Genomic DNA, 14,297 nt, shown 5'->3' with positions numbered 1-14,297 from the left:
CTTTCCGCTCACACCCTTTCGAGCGCGATGGCGATGCCCTGCCCGACGCCGATGCACATGGTGGCGAGTGCGAGGCGGGCGTTGCGCTCCTTCAGTTCCAGCGCCGCCGTACCGGTGATGCGTGCACCGCTCATGCCAAGCGGATGGCCGAGTGCAATCGCACCGCCATTCGGGTTGATATGGGCAGCGTCTTCGGCGAGCCCGAGCTCGCGCAGCACCGCAAGGCCCTGCGCCGCGAATGCCTCGTTGAGTTCAACCACGTCGAAGTCCTGCGGTGTCAGTCCAAGCCGGGTACAGAGCTTTTGCGTCGCTGGCACCGGGCCGATGCCCATGATGCGCGGCTCGACACCAGCCGTGGCAGCACCCAGCACACGGGCGATCGGGGTGAGCCCATACTTCCGCACCGCTGCTTCCGAGGCCACGATCAGTGCCGCAGCACCATCATTGACGCCCGAGGCGTTGCCCGCCGTCACCGTGCCGCCCTCCTTGCGGAACGGCGTTGCGAGCCTGGCCAGCGTCTCAACGGTGGTGCCGGCACGCGGATGCTCGTCCTGTGCCACCACGATGGCATCCCCCTTCCTCTGCGGGATGGTGACGGCAACGATCTCTCTTGCCAGCCGGCCATTGGCCTGGGCTGCCACGGCCTTGTCCTGGCTGCGCACCGCGAAGGCATCCTGGTCGGCCCTGCTGACCGCGAATTGTTCGGCGACGTTCTCAGCCGTCTCCGGCATGGAATCGATGCCATACTGCTTCTTCATCAGCGGATTGACGAAACGCCAGCCGATGGTGGTGTCGTGGATCTCGGCCTGGCGCGAGAAGGCGGTCTCGGCCTTGGGCATGACGAAGGGAGCACGGCTCATCGATTCGACACCACCGGCAATCAACAGCTCGGCTTCGCCTGCCTTGATGGCGCGGGCGGCAATGGCCACCGCATCCATGCCCGAACCGCAGAGGCGGTTGACAGTCGAGCCCGGCACCGCCACCGGCAGTCCGGCCAGCAGTGCCGCCATGCGGGCAACGTTGCGGTTATCCTCGCCGGCCTGGTTGGCGCAGCCATAATAGACGTCGTCGACCGCTTCCCAGTCGATGCCGGCATTGCGCGCCACCAGCGCCCTGATCGGCGCAGCGCCGAGATCATCCGCACGAACCGACGCAAGCACCCCACCAAACCGCCCGATCGGCGTGCGAACATAATCGCAGATATACGCTTCGCTCATGTCGTGGTTCCTTCCCTCGCCCGCGCGGTCGCCGCAGGCCATCCGATCGCATCGGGTTTTCGTAATTTCAGCCCACCAGACGGCGGGCAGCGGTTTCGGCCATGGCCTCTGCGAGGCTCATCGACCATTGCGCGCGACAATAGGCGCGGAAATCGAAACAGGGCAAGCCGGGGCAGACCTCGAATTCGATCAGATGAACCGTGTCGTTCGCATCGACACGCAGATCGACGGAAAAGACATCGCGCAGGCCGAGACCACTCATCAGTTTCGAGGCGATGCGGCGGATTTCGCCATCTGCTGCGGGTTGGGTTGCAGCGAGCGGTACAAGGTCAGGCTCGGCATAGGCACGGGTTGCCCTGGCCGCGGCGCCGGTGTCGCCGTAAAGCGACAGGCTGTCGGCCATGGTCTGGAAATCCGCGCCGGATTCGACCAGGAAAATCCCCAGCGACGACATGTCGGCATGTGCTGTCACATCGAGGAAGCTCGCGCGCACGTTGCGGCCGGCGACATAGGGCTGCACGACGACATCGTCGCGGTAATGCGAGAAGACGCGGCGGCTGAGCTCCAGTGCCTGGCTGAGGTCGTGACAATGCGAATCCGGCCAGATGCCTATCTTGGCGCCGAGCCGGTTTGGTTTCACGAACCAGCCCCTTTCGCTGGCCGGGGGCTCGACCAGCCAATGGCCGTTGCGAGCCAGGCCGGCTTGCGGCACCGGCAGGCCGAGGCCGGAGAGTACGGCGCCTGAGCGGAATTTATCCTGGCAGAGCGCGAAAAGGGAATCGTCGGCGCCCAGCGTTCTCAGGCCTGCAAGCCGGGCCAGGGCAGGGGCTGTGCCGCCCCGGAAGTAGGCGATACCGTCCGTCAGCGTCCAGACAAGCGAAGTGTCAGGATCTGCGCTGGTGATCGTGGCAGCTGCTTCATCCAGTTCCAGTGGCGTGAAGGTGATGCCTCGCTTGCCCGCCTCTCTCCAGATATCGGCAAATTCAGGCGCGAGGTCGGTCGACTGGGCGAGGTAGGATGAAATCTCCGCTGCACGCTCTGGCGGATATCCCTGGTCGACCAGTCGGTCGAGGCAGGCTTTTTCCGGTTCATAGACGAGGAAAAGGCGTGGCTGCGGCATGATGGCTGGACCCATGGAATTGGAACCAGTCTCGCTGTTGGTCTGTCGCTCAGGTCCGACGAAACCGACCTGCGCAACAACGCCAGCGACCAGAGCAATGCTGGCCGCTCAGATCAGCACGCGTGGCTCAAACCGGCCCCGGACCGGGAAATCGATCACGAAGGTCTTGCCGGCATCGGGATCGGCGGCCCGCTGCGCTTCGTCCTGGTCGGCCCATGCCGACGTCACCGCCAGCCGATCGGCGTTTGCGCCGACGAAAGCCGGGCAGGATGGCTGGGTGACAGGCATCGGGATGGAGCGCACCAGCTTGCCGTCCGGTGCATAGGCATTGACGGCGGAAGCGCCCCAGCACGCGTTCCAGAGGATGCCGTCGCGATCGACGACCGAACCATCGACATAGCCTGCATTCTGCCGATGGTCGCCGAACAGTTTGGGCTCACCGAGCGGCAGTCCGGTGGCCGGGTCGCAGTCGACCCGTTTCAGCAGCTTTTCATCGCTGTCGACATAATAGGCCACGGCACCGTCTTCGCTGAAGGCGATGGAGTTCGGCACGGTGATGCCGTCATAGAGTTTGCGTAGTTCGCCCTTGAAGAACCAGTAGATGGAGCCGGCCTTCTTCTCATGGGTCTTGCTCATCGTGCCGAGCCAGAAGGCGCCGCTTGGATGCACACGCGCATCGTTGGATCGGGTGCTCTTGTTTTCAGCCTCGATCGAGGTGTGAAGCGTGAGTTTGCCAGTCGCGGCATCGCGCAGATGAAGGCCGGTCTCGGTGAACACCAGCTGCCGCTTGTCGTCGATGACCGCGATCGCGCTGGCCATCTGGCCGAGTTCGTGCGCCTTGGTGGCGCCGCTGCGGCTGCGTTCCAGCAACTGGCCGTGCACGATGTTGAACCAGTAGAGCGATCCCGTCGCCTCGTCGTAGCTCGGGCCTTCGCCGAGTTCGCAGACATAGTCGGACAGGACCGAGACGATACCAGTCATTTCTGCTCTCCAAAAACCTGATCCCAGACGGCGACGGCGGCTTCGGCACGCATGGTGACGTCCGCCACCGTCATGCCCGGCTTGAACAGGCTGGAACCCAGCCCGAAGACCGTGACGCCAGCCGTTTTGTAGCCGGCGAAATCCTTTTCCGAGACACCGCCAACTGCACCTACCAGCGTATCGTTCGGCAGGACCGCGCGCATGGCAGCTATCCCGCTCGAACCGAGCACGCTCGCCGGAAAGAACTTGAGCGCCGAGGCGCCAAGCCGGATCGCCTGGAAGGCCTCGGTTGGTGTGAAAACGCCCGGCATGGTGACGAGGCCATGATGGGCGGCACGACGCATGACATCGGCATCGATGTTCGGGCTGACCAGAAGCCGTCCTTCGGCACGCTTCAAGGCATCGACGTCCTCGGCGGTCAGCACCGTGCCGGCGCCGATGAGAGCACTGTGCGGCAACGCCTTGACGATGGAAGCGATGGACGTGAAGGGATCAGGTGAATTCAGCGGCACTTCGATGGCTTCGATGCCGGCGCGGTAGATCGCGTCGGCAACAGCCACTGCTTCGTTCGGATGCAGGCCGCGCAGGATGGCAACGAGGCCACGCTTCAGCTTCGGGAACGGTGCGCTGGGGTTCATGCGGTTTCCTCCTTGCGGGCGATCATGCCGTTTTCGCGCGCGGCCGCGAACAGGCCGGCGCGTACGGCGGCATCGGCATCAACGGACCGGACCTGAAGTCCAGCCAGTTCCAACGCCTCCGCGTAGAGCGCAGCAAGCGCACCCGAGCCGACCAGCACGACCGATCCTCCGGTATTGCCATAGCGCCGTCTGGCTGAGGCGATCTCGCCGCCGATGAGCAGGCCGGACAGACGGGCGGCTGCTTCGTTCGGGGTCAAATCCTGCAGCAGTCCGGCCGCGCGAATGGCGAACAGCCGTGAAGAGACATCGCCGCCATCCTGGAAGGCCTGCCGGCACCAGTACCGGAAACCGTCATTGCCTGCGGCGACCGCCGCGGCCTGCTCACCGAGCGAATGGCGCAGGATCGAATGGGTCGCCAGGACGGAAAACAATTCGCCCGTTGGCCAGGTGCCGAAACCGGTCACCGCACCATCTTCCACCACCACCCATTTCGAATGGGTCCCCGGCATGCAGACGAGATGCTGGCCCTCGGTCGTGAGATTTGCGCCGGCCAGTTGCGTTTCCTCGCCGCGCATGACGTCCGGCGCGTCTGCCAGGCGCTGGGCCAGGCCGGGAACGATGCGCACGTCGCGCGCCGTATCCGGCACGCGGATCGCACCCTGCAGGATGGCATTGATCGGCGCTGGCACGTCGACATAGGCTGCTTCGATCCAGCCCTGGCGTGAGCCTGCCATGCCGCAGATGACCACCGGCAGGGTTGCCGGCGCATCCATCGCCGCGAGGTGCCGTTCGAGCACGTTTGAAAAGCCGGCTTCGCGCGCCGTGATCAGGCCGTCGTCGCCACGCTGCTCGGCCAGCACCTTGCCGTCGCCGGCAAGCAGCCAGGCGCGCAACCGGGTCGTGCCCCAGTCGACGGCGGCGATAGCAGGTGTCGTGTTCACAGCAGCCCTCCATCGACGATCAAGGTCTGCGCCGTCAGCATGGCCGACGCGTCCGAAGCCAGGAACAGACATGGCCCCACCATGTCGTCCGGGTGCATTTCGCGCGGGATGGCCTGACGGGCAATGTGGGCTTCGAGTTTGCCGGGCGCGGCCCAGAGCTGGCGCTGGCGTTCGGTGATGACCCAGCCGGGCGCAATGGCATTGACGCGAATGCCGTCCTTGCCGTAACGGCCGGCCAGTCCCTTGGTCAGGCCGATGATGCCCGCCTTGGCGGCCGTGTAAGCCGGCATGTCACCGATGTTCAGCATGAAGGACGTCGAGGTGAAATTGACGATGGCACCGCGTCCCAAAGCCTTCATCCCGGGCACCACTGCCTGAATGGTGAAGAAATGCGGCCTGAGATTGATCGACAGATTGTCGTCCCATTCCTCGACCGTCACCGTCTCGACGGCGTGACGGATGTCGTTGGCAGCGTTGTTGACGAGGACGCTGATCGGTCCATGTGCCCGTTCGGCTGTCTGCACGGCCTGCCGCAACGCCTCGATGTCGCGCAGGTCGGCATTGAGGAACAGCGGCTTGCTGCCGGTCAGGCCTGCGATCTCATCGCACAGTGTCTGGCTGGGGGCTTCCGCGATATCGACGAAAGCGACTTTTGCGCCTTGCCGGGCAAAACCTTCCGTCAGCCGGGCGCCGATGCCGGTACCTCCACCGGTGATCAGCACCGACGCGCCTTCCAGATCGGCAAACCGCACCGATGGCATCATTGTGGCTTCCTCCCTGACGCATCGGCCGAATGGGCACGCTGCGCTAGAGCAATTCCAGGAAAAGTGCGTAGCGGTTTTCCGTCCGGAACTGCGTCAAACAAGGATCAGAGCGTTTCCGTAAAAAACGCCAAATGCTCTGGTCCGACGGCGCCGCATCCTAGCCAGCGGCTTGGCCGGAGCAAGCACGAAAATGCTTCACGCGTCATTTTGTCAGACAAATGGGAAACAGGAAGAAAAGCCGCCGATCCGCGTGGACCGGCGGCCTGGCAACGTTTCAGATTTCAGATCGCCTTGGCGCGCAATGCGGCCAGGGCTATCTGTTCGGCAAGCCGGCCAATGCCGATGCGACGCTCGGCTATCTCAGGGATTCCTTTCGCGGCGCAGCCGAACTGCACGAGCCGGTCGGCCTGCGCCTCCTGCTCGATGCCTTCGGCGACGACATCCATGCCGAGGCCCTCGCACATGGCGAGAATGGCGCGGATGATGTGTTCGGACGGACGATCCTCAAGGATGGACGATACGAAGGCGCGGTCGATCTTGAGCTTGTCGAAGTTGAATTCGCGCAGGCGACCGAGCGACGACTGGCCGGTGCCGAAATCGTCGAGCGAAACGCGGATGCCGACACGGCGCAGGTCTTCGACGATCTTCTCGGCCGAGATCGGATCGTTCATCAGGCCGGTCTCGGTGATCTCGATCTCCAGCCGGCGCGGATCGAAACCGGTGCGATCGAGGATCGACAGGATGTGCAGCCCGGTGTTCTGGTCGACGAGTTGCGAGGGCGACAGGTTGAAGGACAGGAACAGGTCGCCGGGCCAGCCGCGCGCCGCCTCGGTCGCCTTGCGCAGCACCAGCTGCGACAGCGGGCCGATGATGCCGCGTTCTTCGGCGATCGGAATGAAGACGGCCGGCGAGACCGGGCCGAGGTCGGGATCCGACCAGCGCGCCAGCGCCTCGAAGCCGATGGTGCGGCGGGTGCCGAGATCGACGATCGGCTGGAAATGCGGCTCGACCTCGCCGGCCGAAACCGCGCGGCGCAGGGCCTGTTCGATGCGGGTGACGCGCTTGGCAGCCTCTTCCATCTCGCGGGTGTAGACGACGACCTTGCCACGGCCGGAGCGCTTGGCGTGGTAAAGCGCCGTCTCCGCCTTGTTGATGAGGATGTCGGTCGTCTCCTCACCGGAATAGAACAGCGAGCAGCCGGTGGAAGCCGAAAGCCTGGCGGTGCGTTCGCCGACGTCGTAGGGCGCCGAGAGGATCTCGATCAGCATGCGCGCCCGCTCGGTGGCGGCTTCTTCGCTGAACACCATCGGGTAGAGGAAGGCGAACTCATCAGCGCCGATACGACAGACCGTGGAATGGCTGTCCATCGAGGCGCGCAGGCGCATCGCTACCTGGATCAGGATGTCGTCGCCGGCCTTGTGGCCGAACAGATCGTTGATCGGCTTGAAACCGTCGAGGTCGAGAATGCCAACGGCAAAAGGGGCCGGATCGTCCGAGCGGTCCGCGATGAGGCGTTCCACCTTGTCGAAGAAACGACGGTGGTTTCCGAGGCCGGTCAACGGATCGGTGAAGGCCAGATCCGTATTCTCCCTGTTCGTCTGCCCGGTGCCAAACGAGGTTTGCATCGGCGTCCCTGTTCTTATTCTGGAATTTCTTATCAGAGTGACAGCAAACCGTTTAAGAAAGGTATCTCGAATATAAGCCGGCGCTTTCCCGCGGAACGGTGCCGGCAAGGCTGAAATTTAGTCGGGTTTGACCCGATAAAGCTCGAGCGGCTGGCCCAATGTACCGGGAACGGGTTCCAGCCAGGCTGGCAGTTGACCTTTGATGAGTTCGGCCAGGAAGCCGTTCGGTGCCACGCTGACGAGATTGCCGGCTTCGGGATCCGAACGGCAGAGCGCGACCAGCCCGATATGCTGGTTTCGAACGATTGCCTGAGCTGTTGCAGCCTGACCGGTGAAGGCGTCCAGCACGAGAAGGTTGCCTTCGATGTTGCGGTGATAGGGGCCGGCCAACACGCGATGGTTGGTGTAGGCAAGGATCGGCGAGCCGAGATTGGAGACTGCCAGCACCGTGGTTGCAGGCATGCCGGCCAGCACGGCATAGTCGACTGGGCCCGTGCATGCGCTCGCGCTGCTTTCAGCGGCGCTCTCCCGCGCAGTGTTGGTCAACATCGTCATCGACCGGGCCCCCGTGCTCCATATCACGTTGAGCGAGATCAGCCAGGCCAGCACCATCGCCGCCGACGGCGCAGCGATGGCGATCTTGCTGCGCGTTCGCGCCACATCGCCACCCAGGCAGCGAGTGGAATGACTGCCAGCGTGATGGAAAATGGCATTCCCCGGACCTGCCAGATGCTGACGGCAAAGGCCATGAGCAGCAGCGCGGTCATGACGTAGACCACGCGGCGACGGTCCCCTCGGATCAGACGGAAGGCGAGAAGGACCAGTGCGATCAGCGGCGTGACGTAGCAGCCGACGACCGACGCGCGATCGTCTTTCATCAGCTGGAACAGCGACTGTGCTTCCTCGACGTTGTTCAGCCAGAGTGTGTGCAGGCGGGGATCGAGATTGGCGAATGGCGCCTGCAAGCACTGTGGAAACAGCAGGACTACGACGACGGCCACAATGCCTGCCAACAGAACGAGGGCCAATAGCCTACGCGAAACGCTGACATTGAACCGGTCGATTGAAGCGGCGCCGGCGAGCCCGGCTCCGCAAATGAAGGCAACGGCAAATTGGACCGCTGAGAAAGCATCGCAAGTCGCCACTCCCCAGTTCGAAGGGGCAACCGTGAACACAAGGACCAATACCGAAACGCCGGCGAAACCCAACCCGAAACCGGCCGCAGTCGGCGCTTCCTGCCTTCCGGAGAAGAGAAACAACCCTGCCACACACGAACCGATTGCCGCAACCAACGGCGCGGTTTCCATGCCGATGGCCAGGCTGAGGGCAGCGCAGCTTCCTGACAGCAAGGCCGCCGGGCGCCAGTCGGGTGCGGCGAGCAAGAAATTGACGGCAGCCATGACGAGCAGGAGCTGGATGTTGTGATGGTCGATGTCGCCAGGTGCAAAAATACCCATGAAGTACAGCGCTGCACCGATGATGATCACAGCCGGTAAACCCGCTGCATCACCGCCAAAGCGCCGAGCGGTCCGTACGACAAAGAAAGCAGTCAGCCAGTAGGTGAGCGTCGGCCAAGCCGCTTTGGCGAAACTTTCGGCAAGCCATGTGGGCGTGCCGAAAGCCTTTGCAACCAGGATCAAACCACTGAGCAATACGTCGACCAGGCGTGACCAGTGCATGACGAATCCGCCTTCCGGACCCATCCTGTACTGATGCAGGTCGAACCAGCCTTGGCCGGCCATGAAATCGCGCACTTCGACGAGCCTGAGCAGGCTGTCATTGTCGCCATTGCTGTTGCTCATCGTCTTGAAGCCGCCGATGGCACTGATTGTCAGCGCCAACAGCGCGACGACAAGCGCCCAGGCAAGATCACGCCGCCAGCTCGAGGCCCCATTTTCGGCCGCGCCCATCGAAAAGCCCCCAAACCCAGATGTGTCTAAACCTAGCTTTAACGGCTTCAATAAATAGTAAAGTCAGCCCTCCAGCGCTCGGTCGCCGGGGTCCAGCGAGAAACAGCGATGGTACACGAAGTCCGCTACGAACCGACGATTGCGGTCTTGCTGCCCTGTTACAATGAAGAGCTGACCATCGCCGATGTCGTGCGGCGGTTTCGCGAGGCGCTGCCCATCGCGACGATCTACGTCTATGACAACAATTCGAAAGACCTTACGGCGCTGAAGGCACGCGCTGCCGGCGCCGTCGTCGTGCGCGAGCCAAGACAGGGCAAGGGCAATGTCGTACGGCGCATGTTTGCCGACATCGATGCCGACATCTACCTGATGGCCGATGGTGACGGCACCTACGCGCCAGAGGATGCGCCTCTGCTCATCAATACGCTGCTTACCGAGCGCTGCGACATGGTTGTCGGCACCCGGCGCGGCGTCACGGACGACGCCGGGCGGCAGGGCCACGCCTTCGGCAATCGCCTGTTCAACAGCCTGTACAAGCGCCTGTTCGGCCGCGACTTCACGGATATCTTTTCCGGCTACCGCGTCTTCAGCCGGCGTTTCGTCAAGAGTTTCCCGGCGGTGTCGGGTGGTTTCGAAATCGAGACCGAGATGTCGGTGCACGCTTCGCAGCTGAAGCTGCCGGTCAGCGAGATCGCACTCGACTATGGCCGTCGCGTCGAGGGCTCGTCTTCGAAACTGTCCACGTTCCAGGATGGCGCCAGGATTCTCTGGATGTTCACCATGCTGCTGAAGGAGACGCAGCCGCTACGCTTCTTTGGAGCGATTTCCATGCTGCTGCTGATGGCCAGCGCGGTCCTGGGCGTGCCGGTGTTTGTCGAGTTCGCCGAAACGGGTCTCGTGCCGCGCATTCCCACCTGGGTGCTTTCGGTCGGACTGCTGCTTCTGTCGATGCTGATGCTGGCAACCGGACTGGTTCTCGATTCCGTCTCGCGGGGCCGGGCAGAGCAGAAGCGGATTTTTTATCTCAGCATGCCGGGTCGCCAGAACAGTACCGCCTCCACGCCAGGTGCGTCGAACAAGGCGGCTTGACAGCAATCGTTTTGGAGAAATCTCCTTGAACCGCGAAACCACCAATCGCATCCGCTTTGTTCTCGAAGATGTCCTGCCACCGGTCATCCGCGACTCGCGGCTGTTCCGCTCTGTCGCCAGCCTGGCCTGGGGCGACCATATCGCGCGGCTGGCTTCCTTTCGCGAACGTGCGCCGTTCCTGACCGCGGAGGAGTACGAGACGCTCTATCGTGACCACCCGCGGGTTCATGAAGGCACGGACAACTCGCAGGCCTGCATCGAGAAGATCATCGCCTCGACGGTCGGTCAGTCGGTCTGCGACGTTGGTTGCGGCACCGGCGTCCTGCTGAAACGCATTCGCGCGGCGCGCGAAGGCGGCCGCTATGTCGGTGTCGACTTCGTTGTCGAGGATGCAGCGGCCATCGACGGTATCGACTATGTCGCCGCGCGCATCGAGGATCTGCCGTTCGAGGATGGCGCCTTCGACACCGTGGTCTGCACCCATGTCATCGAGCACGTTCTCGAATATCGGCAGGCGATTGCCGAGTTGCGGCGGATCGCCCGCAAACGCCTGATCATCGTCGTGCCGCGCGAGCGGGAATACCGCTATTCCTTCAATCCGCACTTCAACTTCTTCCCCTACACGCACTCGTTCCTGCGTGCGATGCATCCTGTCCCGACCAGCCATGTCTGCGTCGATATCGGACGCGACATCTTCTATTGCGAAGACCGGCCAGAGGCGTGATCGTGATCGGCGCGCTGCCTTTTCCAGTTCTGGCGGGGCTGGTGCTGACGCCGTTGATGATTTCGGCAGGTCAGGTCCTCTTCAAGCTCACCAGCGCGCGGGCAGGTGCCGCCGATCTGGCAGGGCTGATCGCAACCATCCTGGATCCTTATCTGCTCGCGGCGTTTGCCATCTATGGCATCGGCACGATCGTCTGGGTCTATGTGCTGAAATCCGTGCCGCTCACGGTTGCCTATCCCTTCATGGCGATGACCTTCTGCGTCGTGCCGCTGCTCGCCTGGGGCCTGCTCGGTGAGGCACTCACCCTGAGATATATGCTGGGCACGGCCCTGATCGTCGGCGGCCTGATCGTCATCAACGCCTGAGGTCGGCGCTTTTTCGCCATCTGCCGCTGGTGTCATCCATCGGATAGTTGCGGCGCTTGACAGGCCAAGGCTCGTCGCTTCATGTCCTGCTCGTTGCAGCGGTTCCGCTTTAGGCGGAAGCGCGGAACGCTCTACCGCTTTGTCATCGTGCAATTCCAAACGCAAAACCGCTGCGCATCTTTGCTGGAATTGCTCCAGATTGGAGACCCTGCATGTCCCTCAAAGTCGCTGTCCAGATGGACCACGTATCGACCGTCAACATCACCGGCGACACTTCCTTCGCGCTCTCCCTGGAAGCGCAGCGGCGTGGTCACAAGCTGTATCACTACACGCCGGACCGGCTGTCGCTGCGCGACGGCAAGGTTTTCGCCCGCATCGAGGAAATGCAGGTGCGTGACGTCAAGGGCGACCATTTCACGCTCGGCGAGGCCGTGCGGACCGATCTCGCCGAAATGGACGTGATCCTGCTGCGCCAGGACCCGCCCTTCGACATGAACTACATCACCACCACGCATATTCTGGAGCGCATTCATCCAAAGACGCTGGTGGTGAACGACCCGGCCTGGGTGCGCAACAGCCCCGAGAAGATCTTCGTCACCGAATTCGCCGACCTGATGCCGGAGACGCTGATCACCAAGGATCCGCAGGAAGTGGCGGCTTTCCGCAAGGAGTTCGGCGACATCATCGTCAAGCCGCTCTACGGCAATGGCGGCGCCGGCATCTTCCATCTGCAGGAAGCCGACCGCAATCTCGCCTCGCTGCTGGAGATGTTCGGCCAGCTGTTCCGCGAACCCTATATCGTCCAGCGCTACCTGAAGGACGTGCGCAAGGGCGACAAGCGCATCATCCTGATCGATGGTGAACCGGTCGGCGCCATCAACCGCGTGCCCGCCGAATTCGAGTCGCGCTCCAACATGCATGTCGGCGGCCGCGCCGAGAAGACGGATCTGACCGCGCGCGAGCGCGAAATCTGCGCCCGCATCGGCCCGTCGCTGAAGGAACGCGGTTTCATCCTCGTCGGTATCGACGTCATCGGCGACTACATGACCGAGATCAACGTCACCTCGCCGACCGGCATCCGCGAAGTGAAGCGTTTTGGTGGCGCGGACATTGCTGCTCTTTTCTGGGACGCCGTGGAAGCCAAGCGCGGCTGACCTTTCCGCGTTCTTCCTGTTGCTTCGCCGACAAGGCAACGCGATGACGTCCCGTGCGTTCGTTTGTTCCTGTATTGTTCTTGATCTCATCGAGAAACCATGCTTTTCTTGACCCCGTGGCCGTTCCGGTCACGCGGGTAGGCTGCCCGCTGGGGGCTCGGATGGTTTCTCGCGTTCGCACGGTTGCGTTCCAGGGCATCGAGGCCGTGCCGGTCGACGTGCAGGTGATGATCGCGCCGGGCAAGGTCGGGATGTCCATTGTCGGCCTGCCTGACAAGGCGGTGGCCGAAAGCCGCGAACGCGTCCAGGCGGCGCTTCATGCTTCCGGCCTGTCGATGCCAGCGCGCAAGGTGACGGTCAATCTGGCACCTGCGGATCTTCCAAAGGAAGGCAGCCATTACGATCTGCCGATCGCGCTCGGCCTGATGGCGGCACTCGGCGCCATCCCGGGTGATATGCTGGCCTCCTATGTGGTGCTGGGCGAGCTTTCGCTGGATGGCACGATCGCTGCGGTGGCCGGTGCCCTGCCGGCGGCGGTTGGTGCCAACGCCGAGGGGCGCGGGCTGATCTGTCCGCACGCCTGCGGGCCCGAAGCCGCCTGGGCTGGTCCCGACATCGACATCGTGGCGCCACGCAGCCTGATCGCCATGGCCAACCACTTCCGCGGCACGCAGGTGCTGTCGCGCCCGGAACCAGGCGTGCATCAGAGTGCGCGCAACCTGCCTGACCTTGCCGATGTCAAAGGTCAGGAAAGTGCCAAGCGTGCACTGGAGGTGACAGCCGCCGGCGGGCATAATCTGCTGATGGTCGGCCCGCCGGGTTCCGGCAAGTCGATGCTGGCACAGCGCCTTCCCTCCATCCTGCCGCCCCTGGCGCCGAAGGAACTGCTGGAAGTCTCGATGATCGCCTCGGTTGCCGGCGAACTCGCCGGCGGCAAGCTGACTGACCGGCGGCCATTTCGAGCGCCACATCACTCGGCTTCGATGGCGGCAATGGTTGGCGGCGGCCTGAGGGTCCGTCCCGGAGAAGTGTCGCTCGCCCATAATGGCGTGCTCTTCCTCGACGAATTCCCGGAGTTTGCGCCGCAGACGCTCGATGCACTGCGTCAGCCACTGGAAACCGGCGACTGTGTGATTGCGCGCGCCAATCATCGCGTCGCGTATCCGGCGCGCATCCAGCTGATCGCGGCGATGAACCCGTGCCGTTGCGGCATGGCCGGCGAACCCGGCTATCGTTGTCTGCGCGGCGATCGTTGCCGGATCGACTATCAGGCCCGCATCTCGGGACCGCTGCTCGACCGCATTGACCTCAGGGTCGATGTGCCGGCCGTGTCGGCCAGTGACCTGATCCGGCCGGACCAGGCGGAGCCGAGCACGGCCGTCGCCGAGCGGGTGGCGCGGGCGCGAGACATCCAGCGCCGGCGTTTCGAGGCTCGGGGCATGAGCGGCGTTGCGCTCAATGCCCATTGTTCGCCGGCCATGATCGAAGCAATCGCGGCGCCGGATGCAGCTGGCCTCGCCTTGCTCCGCGAAGCCAGCGAAAAGCTCGGCTTTTCGGCTCGGGCCTACCACCGCGTGCTGAAAGTGGCGCGCACCCTGGCCGACCTCGATGATTGCGAAACGGTCGGACGCATCCATCTCGCCGAGGCGATTTCGTATCGCATGGCTCCGGAGCGTTTGTCGCAGGCCGCTTGAGGAGCAGCCTGTCGGCCGTCTTGTCAGGCGCGGCGACTCACTCTCGAATGACGACCCAGTCAAACCAGGGTGCTG

The 14,297-nt window shown here is 63.4% G+C and carries 14 protein-coding genes; 5 read left to right on the top strand and 9 right to left on the bottom strand.

The genetic code is table 11. The annotated features are described in order from the left end of the window. Positions 1-8: 8 nt before the first annotated feature. The 9 genes from pcaF to C1M53_RS10500 form a co-directional block, all read right to left on the bottom strand. On the bottom strand, positions 9-1,217 hold the full coding sequence (gene pcaF, locus C1M53_RS10535) for a 3-oxoadipyl-CoA thiolase (protein WP_129412204.1): 1,209 nt from the start codon (positions 1,215-1,217) through the stop codon (positions 9-11). A gap of 67 nt (positions 1,218-1,284) precedes the next feature. Continuing rightward, on the bottom strand, positions 1,285-2,337 hold the full coding sequence (locus C1M53_RS10530) for a D-alanine:D-lactate ligase-like protein (RefSeq protein ID WP_129412203.1): 1,053 nt from the start codon (positions 2,335-2,337) through the stop codon (positions 1,285-1,287). Between the two features lie 108 nt (positions 2,338-2,445). After that, positions 2,446-3,318, bottom strand: a complete 873-nt coding sequence (locus C1M53_RS10525) for an SMP-30/gluconolactonase/LRE family protein (protein ID WP_129412202.1) — start codon at positions 3,316-3,318, stop codon at positions 2,446-2,448. Beyond that, positions 3,315-3,956 (bottom strand): 2-dehydro-3-deoxy-6-phosphogalactonate aldolase, encoded by a 642-nt coding sequence (locus tag C1M53_RS10520; protein WP_129412201.1) that lies wholly within the window; start codon positions 3,954-3,956, stop codon positions 3,315-3,317. Before C1M53_RS10520 ends, C1M53_RS10525 begins: the two co-directional genes overlap by 4 nt. After that, positions 3,953-4,897: a 2-dehydro-3-deoxygalactonokinase gene (locus C1M53_RS10515; RefSeq protein ID WP_245488515.1), complete on the bottom strand. Its 945-nt coding sequence runs from the start codon at positions 4,895-4,897 to the stop codon at positions 3,953-3,955. The genes C1M53_RS10520 and C1M53_RS10515 overlap by 4 nt, the downstream gene beginning before the upstream one ends. Next, complete coding sequence (locus C1M53_RS10510) at positions 4,894-5,661, bottom strand: SDR family oxidoreductase (RefSeq protein WP_129412199.1); 768 nt, start codon at positions 5,659-5,661, stop codon at positions 4,894-4,896. The genes C1M53_RS10515 and C1M53_RS10510 overlap by 4 nt, the downstream gene beginning before the upstream one ends. 281 nt (positions 5,662-5,942) lie before the next feature. Beyond that, positions 5,943-7,286 carry an EAL domain-containing protein gene (locus C1M53_RS10505; protein ID WP_165358113.1) on the bottom strand — a complete coding sequence of 448 codons (1,344 nt, stop codon included), beginning with the start codon at positions 7,284-7,286 and terminating at the stop codon, positions 5,943-5,945. Between the two features lie 117 nt (positions 7,287-7,403). Then, the gene (locus tag C1M53_RS32080) at positions 7,404-7,946 is read right to left on the bottom strand and encodes a hypothetical protein (protein ID WP_245488514.1); all 543 of its coding nucleotides are present in this window, start codon (positions 7,944-7,946) and stop codon (positions 7,404-7,406) included. After that, positions 7,880-9,196, bottom strand: a complete 1,317-nt coding sequence (locus C1M53_RS10500) for a GtrA family protein (protein WP_245488513.1) — start codon at positions 9,194-9,196, stop codon at positions 7,880-7,882. Before C1M53_RS10500 ends, C1M53_RS32080 begins: the two co-directional genes overlap by 67 nt. Before the next feature lie 108 nt (positions 9,197-9,304). Between C1M53_RS10500 and C1M53_RS10495 the strand changes: the two genes are divergently transcribed. From C1M53_RS10495 to C1M53_RS10475, 5 genes are all read left to right on the top strand, one after another. Beyond that, on the top strand, positions 9,305-10,285 hold the full coding sequence (locus C1M53_RS10495) for a glycosyltransferase (RefSeq protein ID WP_129412198.1): 981 nt from the start codon (positions 9,305-9,307) through the stop codon (positions 10,283-10,285). A 25-nt stretch (positions 10,286-10,310) separates the two neighbouring features. Next, a complete protein-coding gene (locus tag C1M53_RS10490) occupies positions 10,311-11,009 on the top strand; it encodes a methyltransferase domain-containing protein (RefSeq protein WP_129412197.1) in 699 nt (232 codons plus the stop codon). Then, entirely contained in the window at positions 11,006-11,374 is a 369-nt protein-coding gene (locus C1M53_RS10485; protein WP_245488512.1) for a transporter, read from the top strand. Before C1M53_RS10490 ends, C1M53_RS10485 begins: the two co-directional genes overlap by 4 nt. A 212-nt stretch (positions 11,375-11,586) precedes the next feature. Further along, on the top strand, positions 11,587-12,528 hold the full coding sequence (gene gshB, locus C1M53_RS10480; protein WP_129412196.1) for a glutathione synthase: 942 nt from the start codon (positions 11,587-11,589) through the stop codon (positions 12,526-12,528). Between the two features lie 161 nt (positions 12,529-12,689). Next, positions 12,690-14,222 (top strand): YifB family Mg chelatase-like AAA ATPase, encoded by a 1,533-nt coding sequence (locus C1M53_RS10475; RefSeq protein WP_129412195.1) that lies wholly within the window; start codon positions 12,690-12,692, stop codon positions 14,220-14,222. The last annotated feature ends 75 nt before the right edge of the window (positions 14,223-14,297 follow it).

The sequence above is a fragment of the Mesorhizobium sp. Pch-S genome (assembly GCF_004136315.1).
Taxonomy (GTDB): domain Bacteria; phylum Pseudomonadota; class Alphaproteobacteria; order Rhizobiales; family Rhizobiaceae; genus Mesorhizobium.
Note: the sequence above shows the minus strand (reverse complement) of the source record. Positions and strands in the feature narration are given on the sequence as shown.